Source organism: Cupriavidus sp. 10L43_2 (genome assembly GCF_056395265.1).
Genome location: NZ_JBFTJE010000011.1, coordinates 89,242 through 106,418, shown reverse-complemented (window position 1 = coordinate 106,418; position 17,177 = coordinate 89,242). Strand labels below are relative to the sequence as shown.

Below are 17,177 nucleotides of genomic sequence, written 5' to 3'. Positions count from 1 at the left end.
TCGCGGCGCTTCAGGGCGCGCACTTCATCTGGGGCTTGACCGTGGGCTCGCCCGGCTGGGTCGGGGTGCCGCCGCCCGGTTGTCCGGGGGTGGGCGGGGTGTCGTCGCCGCCACAGGCGGTCAGCGCCGCGCAGAGCAGCAGGGCGGCGGCCAGCCCGGCCAGGGGGCGCGGGGCTTTGGGTGGCCGCACGTGGGCAAGGCGTGCAAGGGTGCGGATGTCGTGCATGGTCTGGATTCTCTTGCGGTGGGGAGGGACGGGGGCCGTCAAGCGCCCTATGCGTTGCTCGCGTCGTTCGCGTGGCTCGCGATGCGCTTCGCAGCGTACGGTCCCGCCTTGTCCCGGCGGTGACATATGCCCCAAGAATCCTGATACGGACATTCGCGGATTTGGCCCCAAAGGGCGCCTGACGCACATTTGACGGCGTCAGTTGCTGCGTCGCACCAAGTCCTGTGCTAAGGTGTTTGGAAGGTTTCCTCCAATTTGCCCCCGAATCCCGTTTACCTGTCAGACTGCCGGACTCGGGAAGATCCTTGCCCAGACCGGGCTGCAGGACCGGCACATTGGATAGCCCCCCACAAACGCATTTTTGTTGCACTTGCAACGTGGCATGACCTTGCTTGTTAGCAAGGCTTTCCGCCCCCATTCTGCAATGCGGAAGGGCTTGCAGGAGCGGTACATGAACACCGAATCACGTTACGTCTGGCATTACACCGTGGGTACGCCACTGGCCGCAATTGCGCGGTCGGGACGGCTGCGGCCCGCGATGGCCCACGGCCGTCCCGCGCGTCCGGGCGAGCACGACATCCTCTGGTTTTCGCGCAATCAGCAATGGGATCCATCCGCCACCCAGGACGATGGCCTGAGCGAGGCGCGTCACGCGCTCTCGCGGGCTGCCCTGCATGCGCGCTTTGGGCTCTACCGGTTTGGCATCGCCGCCAATGACTCGCGCCTGCTGCCGTGGCCGACGGTCACGCGCGTGGCCGATATCGAAGTGCCCGATGCCATGGCGATGGTCGCCGCCGGCCTGCGCTGCGGCGCCGCGCCCACCGACTGGATCGGCACGCTGACCGAGATTCCACTGTCCGAACTGCGCTTCGAGGCGTGGACCGGCCGCGAATGGACCACGGCCGATCTCAACGAGCTGGCCGCCCAGCTCGCCTAGCTCACCCCGTCAGCGGCTGAAGCCGCGCGCGGCCACCGGCCACACCGCTTCCACCACGCCGCCGCGCACCGTCACCAGTGCATCGTAGAGATTGAGGGTCGGGTCGCAATGACCCGGCACCAGCAGCACGCGGCTGCCCAGCGCCGGCAGGGCGGCGACGTTGCCCGCCTGGCGGGGTTTGACGATGCCATGCTCGTCGTTCGCCGCCACGTACTCCAGCGCCTCGGACGCCGCGCCATCGGCCCAGATCCACGGCAACCCCGAATCCACCGCCATCGACTTCAGCCCTGCATCGAGGATGACGCGGTCGCCGGCGGCCACGCTCATCACCGTCGTGGCGATAAACAGGCTGTGTTCGAAGCGCAGCGCACCGGGATAGGCGTTGCTGCCGTAGTCGGCATCCATGAACACGTACGAGCCCGGCTGGATCTCGGTGTAGACGCCGCTGCCGAGGTCGAACTCCACGCTGCCGCTGCCGCCCCCCGTTACCACCTCGCACTGCACGCCCGCTGCCGCCAGCTTCGCCAGCACGGCGCCGGTGCGTTCGGCAGCTTGCGCGGCGGCGTCGCGGCGGGCCGCCCAGTCGCGCAGATGCTGGATACCGCCGTGGTACGCCTGCAAACCGCGCAGGGACAGGCGGGGCTGGGCGGCGATTCTTTCCGCCAGCGCGATGGCCGCCGGGGCATCGGCCACGCCGCAGCGGCCCTGGCCGACATCGATCTCGATGAAGACATCGAGCTGTGTGCCGGCGGCTACGGTGGCTACCGCCAGGGCGTCAATTTGTGATGCATCGTCCACACACACGCTGAGGCGCGCATGGCGGGCCAACTCGGCCAGCAGCGCCGCCTTGGCCGGCGACGCAATCTCGTTACTGATATGGATGTCCGTCACGCCGGCCGCCACGAAGGGCACGGCCTCGCTGACCTTCTGGCAGCAGATGCCCACCGCGCCGCGCGCGATCTGCGCCAGCGCAATCTCGGGGCACTTGTGCGCCTTGGCGTGCGGGCGCAGCTTCACGCCGGCGCGGTCGGCGGCGTCCTGCATCCGCGCCACGTTGCGCGTGAAGGGGTCGAGGTCGACGATCAGGGACGGTGTGTCGATGGCATCGACGGACTGGCCAGGGGTGGCGGCGGGCGGCAAATCGAAAGGCAGGGGCATGAGCAGCGAAGATGTGATGAATGGGGCCGGAGCGGAAGCGTAGCACGCGCGATTCCACTACGATGAGGAAGTCCGCGCCGATGCGGACCCAAACCGGGAGGGCGCCATGGCACATGATGCAAGAGGCCTGGAGGTCACATCTGATCATCCCGAAGCGCTCGCGCACTACGAGACCGGGCTGGCGCTTCTGCATGGCTACTACGGCGATCCACTCGCGGCGGTCGATGCCGCCCTGGCCGAACACCCCGACTTCGCCATGGGCCACGCGCTGCGCGCCGCGCTGATGGTGACCTCGGGCGACGGCACCGCCGTGCCGCTGCTGCGCGAGAGCGTGGAGGCAGGCGAGGCATTGGGCGACCGCGCCAACCCGCGCGAGCGCCGCCATCTGGCCGCCGCGCGCGCCTGGCTGGATGGGCGGTTCGCCGAGTCGGTGCAGGCCTACGGCGACATCGCCATCGACTATCCGCGCGACATCCTCGCCGTGCAGGTGGCTCATCTGGGCGATTTCCTGCTCGGCCAGTCGTCGATGCTGCGCGACCGCATCGCGCAGGTACTGCCCCATTGGGATAAGGATGTGCCCGGCTACGGCTACCTGCTCGGCATGCATGCCTTCGGGCTCGAGGAATCCAATCGCTATGAAGACGCCGAGGCGCGTGGCCGCGAGGCGGTGGCGCTGAACCCGCGCGATCCGTGGGCGATCCACGCCGTGGCGCATGTGATGGAGATGCAGGGCCGGCTGGACGATGGCGCGGCCTGGCTGCACACGCGCGTATCGGACTGGTCCGAAGACAACATGCTGGCGGTACATAACTGGTGGCATCTGGCCCTGTTCCTGCTCGAGCAGGAGCGCTACGACGAGGTACTGGCGCTCTACGACGCGCACCTCAACCGGCCCGCGCCGGCCATTGCGCTCGATCTGGTCGATGGTGCCGCGCTGCTGTGGCGCCTGCACCTGCGCGGTGTGGACGCGGGCGCGCGCTGGGCCGCGCTGGCCGACGACTGGTACACGCGCGGCGCCGCCGGCTACTACGCCTTCAACGATGTGCACGCCATCATGGCGTGCCTGGGCGCGGGCCGCGAAGACGCCGTGGCCGAGATCCGCGCGGCCATGGCGGGCGCGGCGATCGGGCAGGGCACCAATGCGATGATGTCGCGCGACGTGGGCCTGCCCGTGGCCGACGCGATGATCGCCTTCGCGCGCGGCGACTATGCCGCCACGGTGACGCTGCTGATGCCGGTGCGCATTCTCACCCATCGCTTCGGCGGCAGCCATGCCCAGCGCGACGTCTTCGCGCTGACCCTGATCGAAGCGGCCCTGCGCGGCCGCCACGCCAACCTCGCCGCCGCGCTGGTGGCCGAGCGTGCCGCGCTGAAGCCGATGAACCCGAGCCTCGCCGCGCTGGCCGGCCGCGCACGGCGGACGTCGCAGGCGCAGGCAGCCAGTTCGACGCTGCACTGATCCATCCACCCTGTATCTACCCGTAGTCACCCTGGAGGTCACCATGCATCTACCGACGTTCCGCTCGAAGCCCCTGCGCCTCGCCGCCGTCCTGCTCGCGATGGCCAGCCTGCCGGCCATCGCCCATCATGGCTGGTCCACCTATGACCAGACCAAGCCGCTGACCGTGACCGGCAAGGTGGTGGAGAGCCACTACGAGAACCCGCACGCCACGATCCGCGTGGATGCGGAGGGCAAGCGCTGGTTCGCCGTGCTGGCGCCGGTGTCGCGCATGGAGTCGCGGGGCGCCACGCAGGAGAAGGTGGCCGTGGGCAAGCAGGTGACCATGGTCGGCTACCAGAGCAAGGAAAAGGCCGACGAGATGCGCGTGGAGCGCATCACGCTCGACGGCGGCCAGACCGTGGAACTGCGCTGAGTGCCGATGGAGGCACTTGGCGAGTGGGGCGCCACGCTCGCCGCGTGGCCGCTCTCGGTGGCGCTGCGGGCGTCGTCCTGGGCGTATCCGATCATCGAGATCGTGCATCTGGCCGGCATGGCGCTGCTGTTCGGGTCCATCGTCGTGGTGGACCTGCGGCTGGCCGGGCTGGGGCGCCAGTTGCCGGTCACCACGCTGCTGCGCCATGCGCTGCCGGCCTCGGTGGCGGGCTTTCTCGCCGTGGTGGCCAGCGGGGCGCTGCTGTTCCTGGCGCATGCCGATGAACTGATCGTCAATCGCGCCTTCCTGATCAAGATCGTGCTGATCGGGCTCGGGCTGGCCAACGCGCTCTGGTTCCATCAGGGGCCTTACCGGCAGTTGCATGCCGCGCCTTCCGGCGCGAGTTGGGACATCGGCCGGCCGCCGCCCACGGGGGCGCGCGCCTGTGCCATGGTGTCGCTGCTGACCTGGGGGCTGGTGATCTGCGCGGGCCGGCTGATCGCCTACGTCTGAGCGGTTTGCAACCTCGCAATTTGATGTAACGCAAATGGCGTGCAGGCGTCGCTCAAGGTTTAAGGGGGTGGGTCGTTAAGCCTGATCGGTACTCCATCGATCCAACGAACAACCTGCCCCATGAATAACCTCAGTATTCGCCATGGCCTGCTGGCCACCCTGGTGGTCTTCGGACTGATGATCCTGTTTGGCGCCGCGCTGGGCGTGACCGAGCTACGTGCAGCAAGCGGCGCTTCCGAGCGCATTCACGTGGTGGCCACGCGCGCGCTGCTGATCAACGACGCCTATAAGGACATGACGCGCGCGCGCTCGGCCCTGACCCGCGCGTACAGCTCCGCCAAGGAGTCCGGCGCGGTGAACGCCGACGCCATCGCCAGCGCCGAGAAGTCGATGCGCAAATCCGCCGATGAGCTGAACGCCTTCGAGAAGGCCGCGCCCATCGAGGGCCTGGAAGCCGGCGCGCGCGACGAGATCATCGGCGCCGGCCGTGCCCATATGGATGCCGTCCAGCGCGCGCTCGAGGCGCTGCGCAACAATGATCCGGCGGCCTACGCGGCGATCAACGACAAGGACATCACCGCTTCCGGCGGGAAGTACTCGGCCGGCGTGGAGCGCTTCCAGAAATTCGCCGAACAGCATAACGACGAGGCCGTGGCTACGGGCCGCAACCGCTTCCAGCGCGTGCTGGTGCTGGTGGGGATTGGCCTGGTGGCGTCGGTGTTGCTGATCGTGGCGGTGCACGTAGCGCTGCGCCGGCTGGTGGTGGCGCCGCTCAACGCCGCCTGCCAACTGATCATGCGCGTGGCCGATGGCGACCTGACCATGACCGTGCCGCCGGCTGGCCGCAACGAGATTGGGCAACTGCTGGACGCGCTCGCCCGCATGCGTGCCGGCCTGACCGAGACCGTGCGCAAGGTGCGCGCGGGTTCCGATGCCGTGACCACCGGCGCGCGCGAGATCGCGGCGGGAAATACCGACCTGTCCTCGCGCACCGAGGAACAGTCGTCGGCGCTGGAGCAGACCGCCGCCAGCATGGAGGAACTGACCTCCACCGTGGGCAATAACGCGGAGAGCGCCACCCGGGCCAGCGCGCTGGCGCGCGACGCGGCGGACCTCGCCCAGCGCGGCGGCGACGTGGTGCGCGGCGTGGTGCAGACCATGAGCGACATCAACACGAGTTCGCAGAAGATCGTCGACATCATCGGCGTGATCGACGGCATTGCCTTCCAGACCAACATCCTCGCGCTGAATGCCGCCGTGGAAGCGGCGCGCGCGGGCGAGCAGGGCCGGGGCTTTGCCGTGGTGGCGGGCGAGGTGCGCGCGCTGGCGCAGCGCAGCGCCGGCGCCGCCAAGGAAATCAAGGCGCTGATCGATTCGTCGGTGGAACGCGTGGACGCCGGCAGCACCCAGGTGGAGCAGGCCGGCGACACCATCGGCGAGATCGTCGGCGCGGTGCAGCGGCTGGCGGCCACCGTCAACGAGATCTCGGCGGCGTCGCAGGAGCAGTCCAGCGGCATCACGCAGGTCAGCGAGGCGGTGTCCCAGATGGAGCAGGTCAACCAGCAGAACGCCGCACTCGTGGAGCAGGCCGCCGCGGCGGCCGACTCGCTCGAAGCGCAGGCCAACCAGCTGGCGGCGGCCGTGACGGTGTTCCGTCTGGCGGCTTGAAACTGTATTAATTAGCAGGCATTACGCCGCCAGCCGTTCTTCGACGAACAGCAGGCGGTCGTTGCCCCAGAACAGCTCCCCATCGACGATAAAGCTGGGCGCGCCGAAAATGCCGCGCGCCACGGCTTCCTCCGTCACCCGCTTGAGTTCGGCCTTGACTTCGGGGTCATCGAGCATGGCCAGCGCCTGCCGGGGATCCATCCCTGCATCGACCAGCACTTTTCCGATCTCCTGCGGATCGTTGAGGTTGCGGCCGTCCTCCCACATCGCACGGAAGATCGCGTCCACGTAGCGCGCGAAGGCGTCCGGGCCCTGGCGCTGGTAGCCGATGGCGCCGCGCATCAGCGCCAGCGTGTTGATCGGGAAATGGGGGTTGTGGCGGAACGGCACGTCGTAGCGGCGCGCCCAGTGCTCGGTATCCGTCTTCGACCATTGCGACTTGAGCGGGATGTCGGCCGGGCTGTGGTTGCCGGTCGCCTTGAACACGCCGCCCAGCAGCATCGGGCGCCAGACGATGGTGGCACCGGTGCGGGCCGCCACGCGCGGCAGTTCCTTGTACGCCAGGTAGGAATAGGGGCTACCGAAGTCGAAGAAGAACTCCACCTGCTTGGTCATCGCATGTCTCCGTTGTAGTTTGTGACGGTTGTCCGGGGCGGCGGGGTGGGGCTACCAGTGCTCGATCCACGGGCGGATGTCCAGCTCGTGGGTCCAGGCATCGCGCGGCTGCTGGTGCAGCATCCAGTAGGTATCGGCGATGTGGTCGGGATTGACGATGCCGTCGCGCGCCTTGGCCGCGTAGCGGTCTGGAAAGGTCTCGCGGATAAAGGCGGTGTCGATGGCGGCATCGACGATCAGGTGCGCCACGTGAATGCCCTGCGGCCCCAGTTCGCGCGCCATGCTCTGCGCCAGCGCCCGCAACGCGTGCTTGGCGCCGGCGAACGCGGACATCCCATCGCGCCCGCGCACGCTGGCCGTGGCGCCGGTGAAGAAGATCGAGCCCCGCTGGCGCGGCAGCATCGCCCGCGCGGCCTCGCGGCCCATCAGGAAGCCGCCGAAGCAGGCCATCTCCCACACCTTGAAGTAGACGCGCGAGGTGGTCTCCAGGATCGGGAAGTTGACGTTGGCGCCGATGTTGAACACGGCCACTTCCAGCGGGGCGATGTCGCGCTCGATGCGCTCGATCAACGCCACGGTGTCTTCTTCCTTGCGGGCGTCGCAGCCGAATGCGTGGGCCTCGCCGCCTTCGGCGCGGATCTGGTCCACCAGTGGCGCGAGCTTGTCCGCGCTGCGCCGGGTCACGCAGGCGATATAGCCCTCGCGCGCAAAGCGGCGGGCAATGGCCCCCCCTGTGGCGTCTCCGGCACCGACTACCAGGATGGCTTTCTTGTCAGGCATCGCGTCTCCTCCGTGGTTTGCGTCGCATTGTGACAGCAAAGGCAGAATCGCTTTTGGCTTGACTTTATATCGTACGATATATATCTTACGATACGTCGTACGATATATTCGTACCCAGGCAACGGAGTGCAGCATGCGACATCTCTTTGGATTTCCCTTCGGTTCTCCCTTCGGTGACCACCATCATCACCGCGCCCACGACGGCTGCGGCCACCGCTTCGGCAAGCACGCCATGTCCCGCCGGGGCGGCGGTTTCTGGTCGCAGGGCGGCGGCCCGGATTTTGAGGGCGGCGATGGTTTCGATGGCGATAGCTGGCGCCGGGGCCGCAAGTTCAGCGCGGAAGACCTGCAATTGCTGCTGCTGTCGCTGCTCGAGGAAAAGCCGTCGCACGGCTACGAGCTGATCAAGGCGCTGGAGGCCCGCACAGGGGGCTTCTACAAGCCGAGCCCGGGCGTGGTCTATCCCGCGCTGACCTTCCTCGAAGACCTCGGCTACGCCACGGTCATCACCGAAGGCAACAAGAAGCGCTATGAACTGGCCGATGCGGGCCGCGCCTATCTGGCCGAGAACCGCGAGCGGCTCGAGCACATGGTCGCCCGGCTGCGCCACGTGGCGCGCAAGATGGACTTCATGCGCCGCGCCATGAGCGGCGAGCCCCAGCGCGAGCCGGAGCAGGGCGGCTGGCTGCCCGAGTTCGTCGAGGCGCGCCTGCGCATCAAGCGCGCGCTGACCCAGCGCAGCGAGGCCTCCGCCGACGAACAGCGCCGCATCGCCGCCATCCTGGCCCGCGCCGCCGACGAGATCGAAGCCGGCCAGCCCTGAACCCTAATACAAGGTATTCCATGACGATTTCCCGTGACCTGACGGTCCAGCGCGTGCGCCATCCGCTCAAGATGCGCCTGCTCCAGGTGCTGCGCACCCAACTGCTGTCCCCGCAACTGCTGCGCGTGACGCTCGGTGGCGACGATCTGGCCGATTTCACCTCCAGCTCCTTCGACGACCATATCAAGGTGTTCTTCCCCGCGCCCGGCGCCGAGCGCCCGGTGCTGCCGGTGGTGGGCCCGGACGGCATCGTGTTCCCCGAAGGCCAGCCGCGCCCGCAGGCGCGCGACTATACGCCGCGCCGCTACGACCCCGTGGCGCGCGAGCTGGACATCGAATTCGTGCTCCATGGCGATGGCCCCGCTTCCACATGGGCGGCGCAGGCCCGGCCGGGGCAGTATCTGGGCGTGGGCGGCCCGCGCGGCTCGTTCGTGATTCCGACTGAATTCGACTGGCACCTGCTGATCGGCGATGACACGGCGCTGCCGGCCATCGCCCGCCGCGTGGAGGAACTGGGGCCCGATGCCCAGGTGATCGTGGTGGCCGAGGTGCCCAGCGCCACCGCGCAGATCCCGCTGGCCGTGGGGCCGCGTGGGCAGGTGCACTGGCTGCATCGGGAAGACCAGCCCGAAGGTAGTCTGCTGGCGCCGGCGCTGCAATCGGTGGACCTGCCGGATGGCGAGGGCTATGTCTGGGCGGCCGGCGAGGGCGCCGCGATGCGCGCCGTGCGCCAGCACCTGGTGGGCGAGCGCGGCGTGGACAAGGCCCGCATCCGCGCATCGGCCTACTGGAAGCGTGGCAACGCGGCGGTGCACGAGACGCTCGACGATTAAGCGGGTCGGGTTTGGCCGGGCGGCGGGCCTCGCCTACACTGGCGGCATGCCAACCGCCCGGGATGTGCCATGCCGCTGATGCGTCCAACCTTGCTGTCGATTGCTGCTGTGGTGTCGATGACCGTGGCCGCCTGCGCCCCAGACGCCGTGCGCAACGTCGAAGCCAAGGGCTTCAACACCTATCTCGATACGGTGCAGAAGGCATGCGCCAATACGCGCCTCGGCTCGCACCCGCTGGGCGAGTGGCTGCGCAGCGGCGGCGACGACAGCGACAGCGACTACGTGTTCTGGCTCGACCAGACCTCGCGGCTCTACTACCAGCGCATCAGCGTGCCGCAGTACCGGAGTTCCATCGCCGGCGCCATGGGTGGCGACAAGGCCAACGCCGCCGCGCTCGACTGCATCGTCCGGCACCTGCCGGCGGATCGTCCCACCAAGGTGCCCGGCGGGCTGCTGTAGTAAAAAAGCCCGTTGTGCAAACGGGCAAGGCTGGATAAGATCGATTCCCGGTGGCCGAGACAACGGCCGCCGACGTCGCTCGGACGGTTCCGGGCGCTTACGTAAAGGACTCCCGCCATGACTGCCGATTCCGGCAAGCGCCGCTTTGCGCGCATCGATCGCCTTCCCCCGTACGTCTTCAACATCACCGCCGAGCTCAAGATGGCCGCCCGCCGCCGTGGCGAGGACATCGTCGACATGAGCATGGGCAACCCCGATGGCGCCACGCCGCCTCATATCGTGGCCAAGCTCGTGGATGCCGCGCAGCGGCCGGACACGCATGGCTATTCGGCCTCGAAGGGCATCCCCCGGCTGCGCCGCGCCATCTCGCACTGGTACCGCGAGCGCTATGACGTGGAGATCGATCCGGACAAGGAGGCGATCGTCACCATCGGCTCGAAGGAGGGCCTCGCCCACCTGATGCTGGCCACGCTGGACCGGGGCGACACCGTGCTGGTGCCGGACCCGAGCTACCCGATCCACATCTACGGCGCGGTGATCGCCGGCGCCGACATCCGCTCGGTGCCGCTGTCGCCGGGCATCGACTTCTTCGCCGAACTGGAACGCGCCATCCGGGGCAGTTATCCCAAGCCCAAGATGATCGTGCTGGGCTTCCCGTCGAACCCGACGGCGGCCTGCGTGGAGCTGGACTTCTTCGAGCGGGTGATCGCGCTGGCGCGCAAGCACGACATCTTCGTGGTCCACGACCTGGCCTACGCCGACATCGTGTTCGACGGCTGGAAGGCCCCGTCGATCATGCAGGTGCCGGGGGCGAAGGACATCGCGGTGGAGTTCTTCACGCTGTCCAAGAGCTACAACATGGCGGGMTGGCGTATTGGCTTCATGGTCGGCAACCCGGACCTCGTGGCCGCCTTGACGCGCATCAAGAGCTACCACGACTACGGCACCTTCACGCCGCTCCAGGTCGCGGCAATTGCCGCGCTGGAGGGCGACCAGCAATGCGTGAAGGACATCGCCGCCCAATACCAGTCCCGCCGCGACGTGCTGGCCAAGGGCCTGATCGAAGCCGGCTGGCCGGTGGAGATCCCCAAGGCGTCGATGTACATCTGGGCCCGCATCCCCGAACCCTACCGCGCGCTGGGCTCCCTCGAGTTCGCCAAGCAACTGCTGGCAAAGGCCAAGGTATCGGTATCGCCGGGCATCGGATTCGGCGACTACGGCGACGAATACGTCCGCTTCGCCCTGATCGAGAATGAATCCCGCATCCGCCAGGCGGTGAGGGGCATCAAGTCGATGTTCCGGGCGGATGGGTTGGTTGGGGCGGGGGGGTAGCCCCGCCAATCAATCGATCCGCGCCCCCGACTGGATCACCACGGGCTTCCACTGTTCGTATTCCGCCAGCACGAATTTGCCGAAGGCTTCCGGGGCCAGTTGCATGGCCTCGGCGCCTTGCTGGGACATCTTCGTGCGCACTTCCGGCTTGTTCAGTGCATCGTTGACCGCCTTGTTGAGCGTGGCGACGATGGCCTTCGGGGTGCCCTTGGGGGCGAACAGCCCGAACCACGCACCGGTGACCAGGTTCGGCACGCCGGCTTCGGCCATGGTCGGGATCTCCGGCAGGGCGGCGGAGCGCTTGCGCGAGGTCACCGCCAGCGGACGCAGCGCGCCGCCGCGGATGTGCGAGATCACCGACGGAATCGTCGCGAACATGAACTGCACGCGGCCGGCCAGCAGGTCGTTCAGGGCATCGGCGCCTTTGTAAGGCACGTGAGTGGTCTTCACGCCGGTGCGTTCGTTGAACAGCACGCCAGAGAGGTGCGCCGCCGTACCCACCCCCGTCGAACTGAAATTCAGGGTGTTGGGGTGGGCCTTGGCGTAGGCCACCAGCTCCTGCACGGTCTTCACCGGCAGCGTGGGGCTGACCACGAGCACATTCGGCACGTCCGCGATGGGCGCCACGGCCGCGAGGTCGGTCTGCGGATTGACCTTGAGCTTGCGGTAGAGCGTGGGATTGATCGCCACCGGGCCGACCGAGGTGGCCAGCAGCGTGTAGCCGTCCGGGTCGCTGCGGCCGACGTAGTCCGTGCCGATATTGCCGCCGGCGCCGGGCCGGTTCTCCACCACCACGCTCTGGCCGAGCGTCTGGCCAAGCTGCTGGGCGACTTCGCGCGCCAGGATGTCAGTGGTGCCGCCGGCGGTGAAGGCCACCACCATGCGTACCGGCTTGGACGGGTAGGGTTGCTGGGCGCCCGCCGTGGCGGCGCAGCACAGCAGCAGGCCGGCGGCCGTGCGCCGCAGGATCTTGTTCATGGCTGTCTCCGAATCGTGTCGTTATGTCAGCCATGTTAGGAAGCCGCCAGCCGCCAGCTTTGAAAAAAGAGCAACGCAGCGTTCTTTGCGCGCATGGCGGAAAACCCTGATCGGGCCGCCCCGGGGGAATGCCCCCTACCTCGGTTTCTGGAAGTGCTGCTCCATCGCCGCGCACCGGCTCAGGTATTCCAGCAGCCGTCCCACGCCCGCCGGCAGGCAGTCCTTGTCGCGCACGCACACGTAGAAATCCCGCACCGCCCAGGCATCGTTCAGCGTCAGCAGGGACAGGCCCATCATCGCCAGATAGTTTCGGGCGATGCCCTCGGGCACCACGGCGATCCCGAGCCCCTCGCGCACCATGCGGCAGCGCGCCTCGAAGTTCGACACCTGCGTCTTCACGGTCAGCGGCCGGGAGATGGTGCCGGACACCAGCGTCAGGAAGGCATCGAAGGTATGCCGGGGGAAGTAGCCGAGAAAGTCGTAGTCGAGCGCCTCTTCCAGCAGCAGCGCGCCCTTGGCCTCCAGCGGATGCCCGCGCGGCACCACCAGCCCCACACGGTCCTTGCGGTACGGCAGCGAGTACACGCCGGGGCTGGGGCTGCGCGCGTGATAGATGCCGATGTCCACGTCGCCGTTGGAGACCATGCGCGGAATATCCATGCTGAAGGACTCCACCAGGTCGATGCGCGCCTCCGGGTCGTGCTTGAGATAGCCGCTGATGTCGGTCGGCAGGAACTGGAGCACTGTGGAACGGTTGGAGGCCAGGCGGATCTTGGCGATGCCGTCGGTGGAGTAGGCCGCCAGCGCATCCTGCGCGAGCTGCACGCTCCGCACGATGGCCTTGGCGCGCTGGTAGAGCATGGCGCCGGCCGGCGTGGGCTCCACGCCCCGGCCATGGCGGCGCAGCAGGGCGGTGCCGGCGCGGCGCTCCAGTTCGGCAATGCGCTTGCTGGCGGCGGAAGTGACGAGGTTCTCGCGCTCCGCGGCGCGCGAGAGGCTTTTTTCCTCGACGGCGGCGATCAGGATGGCGAGCGAGGGGATATCCATGTCCATGGGCGCGGGCGTTCTCCAGACGGAAAGGGTTCCGGGGCGCGCGGCCGGGCGGCGGATCTGGCGATGCGGGTTTTCCCGGAATCGCACGGCATCGGCGCACGGCGCGCCTGCGGAGTATGCACCGGCCCCGCACGCCCCGGAATACACGGCGCGGCGCGGGAGCGTTCTCCAAATGTCAAAGCTCGCGCCGGCGGCGTCCCTACCATGTGAGGCATTGAGGCGCCCCGCTTTTCTCCCCTCTCCCGCTTGCGGGAGAGGGGCCGGGGGAGAGGGCAGGAGCGGAATGCGCGGTATCGCATCGACGATACGCCGTCCCTCTCCCCCGACCCCTCTCCCAGAGGGAGAGGGGAGAAAGGCGCCCCGGAACAAGGAGACAACACATGCTGATAGACGAATTCGCTGCCTACGTGGGCCGTGCCGCCACGGCGGAGCTGCCCGCTCCGGTGCTGCATCACGCACGCCGGGCGGTCATCGACTGGTTTGCCGCGCTGCTGGCCGGCGTGCCGATGGCGCCGGGGCAGCCGCTGGTGCGGGCCCACAGCGCGGAACTGGGCGTGGGCGCGTCCACGGTGGTCGGCCACGCCACCACGGCGTTTCCGGCGCTGGCGGCGTGGATCAATGGCAGCGCGTCCCACGCGGCCGAATTCGACGACATTTTCCGCGATGCCGTCTATCACCCGGGCTGCCCGACCATCGCGGCGGCGCTGGCCCTGGCCGAGCAGGCCGACGCCAGCGGCACCGATTTCCTGCGCGCCGTGATCGCCGGCTACGAGGTCTCCACGCGCATCGGCGCCGCGATCCAGCCGGCGCACTATCGCTACTTCCACACCACCGGCACGGTGGGTTGCCTGGGCGCGGCGGCGGCCGGCGCGCTGCTGGCGGCGCCGGGCGATGCACGCGTGGCCGCCGACGCCATGGCCACGGCCACGACGTTCGCCTCCGGTCTCCAGCAGGCGTTCCGCTCCGATGCCATGACCAAGGCGCTCCACGCCGGCCACGCCGCGCAGGTGGGCGTGCAGGCAGCCCAGGCCGCCGCGCATGGTGTGAACGGCGTGCACGACATCCTTGAGGGCGACGCCGGTTTTGGCGCCGCGCTGTGCGGCAAGCCCGACTGGCGCGACGTTACCGCCGGCCTCGGCACCGACTTCAATATCACGCGGATCACCCAGAAGAACCACGGCTGCTGCGGCCACACCTTCGCCGCCATCGATGCCGCGATGCAGATCGTGCGCGACCACGGGCTCGATCCGGCTCGCATCGCCGCCGTACGCGTGGCGACCTACCAGGTGGCGCTCGACGTCACCGGCAATTTCCAGCCGACCACCGCCTTCGAGGCCCGCTTCAGCCTGCCCTACGTGGTGGCGCACGGGCTCTTGCACGGCGCCGTGCGGCTCGATGCCTTCCAGCCCCAGCGCATGGCCGACCCCGCCATCCGCGCGCTGATGGCCCGCATCACGCTGACCGCCGACGCCGACCTGACCGCCGCCTTCCCGCGCCAGCGCGCCGCGCGCGTGGAGATCGAGATGGCCGATGGGAGCCGGCACACCCACTTCGCCCCGTACCGCCGGGGCGACCCCGAGGCGCCGCTCGACGACGCCATGCTGACCGACAAATTCATGGAACTCGGCGCGCCCGTGATCGGCGCCGGCCCCGCCGCACGCCTGCTCGACGCGCTCTGGCAACTCGGCGACCGCCCGGTGCGGGCGCTCGGCCTCGGCCAGCTGCGCGCCGGCTGACCCGCAACCCTACAGACAGATACCGATATGACGAGAGTGGACGAACACGTGGCGCCGGACGCGACGGTGACCGGCAGCGCGCTGGCCCGGGCGCTGTTCACGCCAGCCGCCGTGGCGCTGGTGGGCGCCTCGGCCGACGAGAGCAAGAACACCGCCCGGCCGCTGCGCTTCATGCGCAAGCACGGCTATTCGGGCCGCATCTTCCCGATCAACGCGGGCCGCACCGAGGTGATGGGCCTGCCCGCCTACCCGAGCGTGGCCGCGCTGCCGGAGACCATCGACCATGCCTTTGTGATGGTGCCGGGCCGCCACGTGCCCGAGGTGCTGGAGCAATGCGCCGCGCGCGGCGCCAGCGTGGTGACGGTGTTTTCCGATGGCTTTGCCGAACTTGGCGAGGCCGGCATGGCCGCCCAGCAGGCGCTGGCACTGCGCGCCCGGGAGCTGGGCGTGCGGCTGCTCGGCCCGAACAGCATCGGCGTGGTGGACGTGCACAGCGGCGCCATCCTGTCCGTGAACGCCGTGCTGGAGACCGACACCCTGCACGCGGGCGGCATCAGCGTGATTTCGCAGAGCGGGTCGATGCTGGGCGCGCTGCTGTCGCGCGGCGCGGCGCGCGGGCTGGGCTTCGCCAAGCTGGTGTCGGTGGGCAACGAGGCGGACATCGGCGTGGGCGAACTGGTCGACCTGATGGTCGATGACAGCGCCACCGAGGTGATCCTGCTGTTCCTGGAGACCATCCGCGACGCCGCCGTGCTCGGCCCGGCCCTGCGCCGCGCCCGCGCCGCCGGCAAGCCGGTGCTGGTCTACAAGCTGGGCCGCTCCGCGCAGGGCGAGGCGCTGGCGCAGTCCCACACCGGCGCGCTGGCTGGCAACGACGCCGCCGTGGATGCCTTCCTGCGCAAGCACGGCGCGATGCGCGTGGAGATGCTGGAGACGCTGTTCGAGGCCGCACCGCTGGCGCGCCGCTACGCCAGCGCCATCCCGCCGCTGGACCGCAATCCGCGTATCGCGGTGGTCACCACCACGGGCGGCGGCGCGGCCACGGTGGTGGACCGGCTCGGCCTGGCCGATGTGGAGGCCGTGGCGCCGCCCACGGCGTTCATCGAACACATGGCCGCGCGCGGCCTGAAGATCCGCCAGACGCCGATTCTCGACCTGACGCTGGCCGCCTCGCCGGCGCAGTACCGCGACCTCGTGGAGCAGATGCTCCAGAGTGACTGGTGCGATGCGGTGCTGTGCGTGGCGGGTTCGTCGGCGCAGTTCCACCCGGCGTACGCGGTGCGGCCGATCGTCGAGGCCTCGGCGGTGCAGGGCAAGCCGCTGCTGGCCTTCCTGGCCCCGGAGGCCGGGCAGTCGCTGACGCTGTTGCAGGAAGCCGGCGTGCCGGCGTTCCGCACGCCCGAATCCTGCGCGGACGCCCTGGCCTGCCTGTTCCGCGCCGCACGCACGCCGCTGGACGCTGGCACGCCGCCCGAGCCCGTGGCGTGGCCCGCTAGCTTGCCGACGCATGGCGACCTGTCCGAGTTCGAAGCCGCCGCCGCGTTTGGCGAACTGGGCGTGCCGATCGCCCCGATGGCGCTGGTGCAGCCCAACGCGCTGCAACACGCGGTGCCGTACCCGGTGGTTGCCAAGATCTGCTCGCGCGACATCCTGCACAAGACCGAAATCGGCGGCGTGGAAGTGGGCGTGCGGGACAACGAGGAACTGGCCCGCGCGGCGGCGCGGCTGGTCGACAACGCCGGGCGGGGCGTCCCCGCCGCGCGGCTGGACGGCATTCTGGTCCAGCGCATGGAACACCGGCTGCTGGAACTGATGCTCGGCTATCGGCACGACCCGCTGGTCGGCCCGATGGTCATGCTGAGCGCGGGCGGCATCACGGCGGAATTGCACCGGGACGTGAGCCTGCGGCCGGCGCCGGTCAGCCTTGAGGAAGCCCGCGACATGATCGGCGAGGTGCGTTCCACACGCCTGATCCGTGGCTTCCGGGGCTTGCCGCGTGGCGATGTGGATGCGCTGGCGCGCGCCATCGTCGATTTCTCGCGGCTGGCAGTGGTGCAGGGCGTGCGCATCGACGAAGCCGAGATCAACCCCTTGTTCGTGCGCGCCGAGGGCGTGGTCGGTGTCGACTGCGTGCTGCGGCTCAGCGCCACGCCAGATGCGTCGTAATCATCACAAATTTCTAAAATTCGGAG

At 68.9% G+C, this 17,177-nt stretch carries 17 protein-coding genes; 11 read left to right on the top strand and 6 right to left on the bottom strand.

Annotation, left to right across the window (positions count from 1 at the left end; genetic code table 11):
• Positions 1 to 10: 10 nt before the first annotated feature.
• On the bottom strand, positions 11 to 226 hold the full coding sequence (locus AC1DEL_RS16910; RefSeq protein ID WP_255370894.1) for a hypothetical protein: 216 nt from the start codon (positions 224 to 226) through the stop codon (positions 11 to 13).
• A 451-nt stretch (positions 227 to 677) separates the two neighbouring features.
• On the opposite strand from AC1DEL_RS16910, the gene AC1DEL_RS16905 reads away from it, so the two are divergent.
• On the top strand, positions 678 to 1,163 hold the full coding sequence (locus AC1DEL_RS16905; protein WP_092297174.1) for a hypothetical protein: 486 nt from the start codon (positions 678 to 680) through the stop codon (positions 1,161 to 1,163).
• Positions 1,164 to 1,172: 9 nt separating this feature from the next.
• Here the strand turns inward: AC1DEL_RS16905 and AC1DEL_RS16900 are convergent, their stop codons facing one another.
• The gene (locus AC1DEL_RS16900) at positions 1,173 to 2,321 is read right to left on the bottom strand and encodes a DSD1 family PLP-dependent enzyme (RefSeq protein ID WP_477126031.1); all 1,149 of its coding nucleotides are present in this window, start codon (positions 2,319 to 2,321) and stop codon (positions 1,173 to 1,175) included.
• Positions 2,322 to 2,427: 106 nt separating this feature from the next.
• Here AC1DEL_RS16900 and AC1DEL_RS16895 point away from each other — a divergent pair, with 106 nt between their 5' ends.
• The 4 genes from AC1DEL_RS16895 (at position 2,428) to AC1DEL_RS16880 (ending at position 6,376) form a co-directional block, all read left to right on the top strand.
• Positions 2,428 to 3,780, top strand: a complete 1,353-nt coding sequence (locus AC1DEL_RS16895) for a tetratricopeptide repeat protein (RefSeq protein ID WP_441592896.1) — start codon at positions 2,428 to 2,430, stop codon at positions 3,778 to 3,780.
• Positions 3,781 to 3,823: 43 nt separating this feature from the next.
• Positions 3,824 to 4,195 carry a DUF6152 family protein gene (locus AC1DEL_RS16890; RefSeq protein ID WP_441592897.1) on the top strand — a complete coding sequence of 124 codons (372 nt, stop codon included), beginning with the start codon at positions 3,824 to 3,826 and terminating at the stop codon, positions 4,193 to 4,195.
• Positions 4,196 to 4,201: 6 nt separating this feature from the next.
• A complete protein-coding gene (locus tag AC1DEL_RS16885) occupies positions 4,202 to 4,708 on the top strand; it encodes a DUF6644 family protein (protein WP_477126030.1) in 507 nt (168 codons plus the stop codon).
• Positions 4,709 to 4,828: 120 nt separating this feature from the next.
• A complete protein-coding gene (locus tag AC1DEL_RS16880; RefSeq protein ID WP_477126029.1) occupies positions 4,829 to 6,376 on the top strand; it encodes a methyl-accepting chemotaxis protein in 1,548 nt (515 codons plus the stop codon).
• A 21-nt stretch (positions 6,377 to 6,397) separates the two neighbouring features.
• Here the strand turns inward: AC1DEL_RS16880 and AC1DEL_RS16875 are convergent, their stop codons facing one another.
• A complete protein-coding gene (locus AC1DEL_RS16875) occupies positions 6,398 to 6,991 on the bottom strand; it encodes a 2-hydroxychromene-2-carboxylate isomerase (protein WP_092297192.1) in 594 nt (197 codons plus the stop codon).
• A 51-nt stretch (positions 6,992 to 7,042) separates the two neighbouring features.
• Positions 7,043 to 7,771 carry an SDR family oxidoreductase gene (locus AC1DEL_RS16870; protein WP_441592899.1) on the bottom strand — a complete coding sequence of 243 codons (729 nt, stop codon included), beginning with the start codon at positions 7,769 to 7,771 and terminating at the stop codon, positions 7,043 to 7,045.
• Between the two features lie 133 nt (positions 7,772 to 7,904).
• Between AC1DEL_RS16870 and AC1DEL_RS16865 the strand changes: the two genes are divergently transcribed.
• The 4 genes from AC1DEL_RS16865 (at position 7,905) to alaC (ending at position 11,218) form a co-directional block, all read left to right on the top strand.
• Positions 7,905 to 8,594, top strand: coding sequence for a PadR family transcriptional regulator (locus AC1DEL_RS16865; protein WP_092297198.1), 690 nt, complete (start codon positions 7,905 to 7,907; stop codon positions 8,592 to 8,594).
• A 20-nt stretch (positions 8,595 to 8,614) separates the two neighbouring features.
• Entirely contained in the window at positions 8,615 to 9,427 is an 813-nt protein-coding gene (locus AC1DEL_RS16860) for a siderophore-interacting protein (RefSeq protein ID WP_477113409.1), read from the top strand.
• Positions 9,428 to 9,496: 69 nt separating this feature from the next.
• Entirely contained in the window at positions 9,497 to 9,886 is a 390-nt protein-coding gene (locus AC1DEL_RS16855; protein ID WP_441644264.1) for a hypothetical protein, read from the top strand.
• A gap of 117 nt (positions 9,887 to 10,003) precedes the next feature.
• Complete coding sequence (gene alaC, locus AC1DEL_RS16850) at positions 10,004 to 11,218, top strand: alanine transaminase (protein WP_477107950.1); 1,215 nt, start codon at positions 10,004 to 10,006, stop codon at positions 11,216 to 11,218.
• A 9-nt stretch (positions 11,219 to 11,227) separates the two neighbouring features.
• Here alaC and AC1DEL_RS16845 read toward each other — a convergent pair whose 3' ends face one another.
• The gene (locus AC1DEL_RS16845) at positions 11,228 to 12,196 is read right to left on the bottom strand and encodes a Bug family tripartite tricarboxylate transporter substrate binding protein (RefSeq protein ID WP_477105658.1); all 969 of its coding nucleotides are present in this window, start codon (positions 12,194 to 12,196) and stop codon (positions 11,228 to 11,230) included.
• Between the two features lie 135 nt (positions 12,197 to 12,331).
• The gene (locus tag AC1DEL_RS16840) at positions 12,332 to 13,243 is read right to left on the bottom strand and encodes a LysR family transcriptional regulator (protein WP_092297444.1); all 912 of its coding nucleotides are present in this window, start codon (positions 13,241 to 13,243) and stop codon (positions 12,332 to 12,334) included.
• Positions 13,244 to 13,629: 386 nt separating this feature from the next.
• On the opposite strand from AC1DEL_RS16840, the gene AC1DEL_RS16835 reads away from it, so the two are divergent.
• On the top strand, positions 13,630 to 14,985 hold the full coding sequence (locus AC1DEL_RS16835; protein WP_477110427.1) for an MmgE/PrpD family protein: 1,356 nt from the start codon (positions 13,630 to 13,632) through the stop codon (positions 14,983 to 14,985).
• A 27-nt stretch (positions 14,986 to 15,012) separates the two neighbouring features.
• Positions 15,013 to 17,151 (top strand): acetate--CoA ligase family protein, encoded by a 2,139-nt coding sequence (locus tag AC1DEL_RS16830; protein WP_477126028.1) that lies wholly within the window; start codon positions 15,013 to 15,015, stop codon positions 17,149 to 17,151.
• The last annotated feature ends 26 nt before the right edge of the window (positions 17,152 to 17,177 follow it).

Excerpts from the sequence above, each read along its gene's own strand:
- AC1DEL_RS16910 (WP_255370894.1), bottom strand. The coding sequence starts at position 226 with ATGCACGACATCCGCACCCTTGCACGCCTTGCCCACGTGCGGCCACCC.
- AC1DEL_RS16905 (WP_092297174.1), top strand. The coding sequence starts at position 678 with ATGAACACCGAATCACGTTACGTCTGGCATTACACCGTGGGTACGCCA.
- AC1DEL_RS16900 (WP_477126031.1), bottom strand. The coding sequence starts at position 2,321 with ATGCCCCTGCCTTTCGATTTGCCGCCCGCCGCCACCCCTGGCCAGTCC.
- AC1DEL_RS16895 (WP_441592896.1), top strand. The coding sequence starts at position 2,428 with ATGGCACATGATGCAAGAGGCCTGGAGGTCACATCTGATCATCCCGAA.
- AC1DEL_RS16890 (WP_441592897.1), top strand. The coding sequence starts at position 3,824 with ATGCATCTACCGACGTTCCGCTCGAAGCCCCTGCGCCTCGCCGCCGTC.
- AC1DEL_RS16885 (WP_477126030.1), top strand. The coding sequence starts at position 4,202 with ATGGAGGCACTTGGCGAGTGGGGCGCCACGCTCGCCGCGTGGCCGCTC.
- AC1DEL_RS16880 (WP_477126029.1), top strand. The coding sequence starts at position 4,829 with ATGAATAACCTCAGTATTCGCCATGGCCTGCTGGCCACCCTGGTGGTC.
- AC1DEL_RS16875 (WP_092297192.1), bottom strand. The coding sequence starts at position 6,991 with ATGACCAAGCAGGTGGAGTTCTTCTTCGACTTCGGTAGCCCCTATTCC.
- AC1DEL_RS16870 (WP_441592899.1), bottom strand. The coding sequence starts at position 7,771 with ATGCCTGACAAGAAAGCCATCCTGGTAGTCGGTGCCGGAGACGCCACA.
- AC1DEL_RS16865 (WP_092297198.1), top strand. The coding sequence starts at position 7,905 with ATGCGACATCTCTTTGGATTTCCCTTCGGTTCTCCCTTCGGTGACCAC.
- AC1DEL_RS16860 (WP_477113409.1), top strand. The coding sequence starts at position 8,615 with ATGACGATTTCCCGTGACCTGACGGTCCAGCGCGTGCGCCATCCGCTC.
- AC1DEL_RS16855 (WP_441644264.1), top strand. The coding sequence starts at position 9,497 with ATGCCGCTGATGCGTCCAACCTTGCTGTCGATTGCTGCTGTGGTGTCG.
- AC1DEL_RS16845 (WP_477105658.1), bottom strand. The coding sequence starts at position 12,196 with ATGAACAAGATCCTGCGGCGCACGGCCGCCGGCCTGCTGCTGTGCTGC.
- AC1DEL_RS16840 (WP_092297444.1), bottom strand. The coding sequence starts at position 13,243 with ATGGATATCCCCTCGCTCGCCATCCTGATCGCCGCCGTCGAGGAAAAA.
- AC1DEL_RS16835 (WP_477110427.1), top strand. The coding sequence starts at position 13,630 with ATGCTGATAGACGAATTCGCTGCCTACGTGGGCCGTGCCGCCACGGCG.
- AC1DEL_RS16830 (WP_477126028.1), top strand. The coding sequence starts at position 15,013 with ATGACGAGAGTGGACGAACACGTGGCGCCGGACGCGACGGTGACCGGC.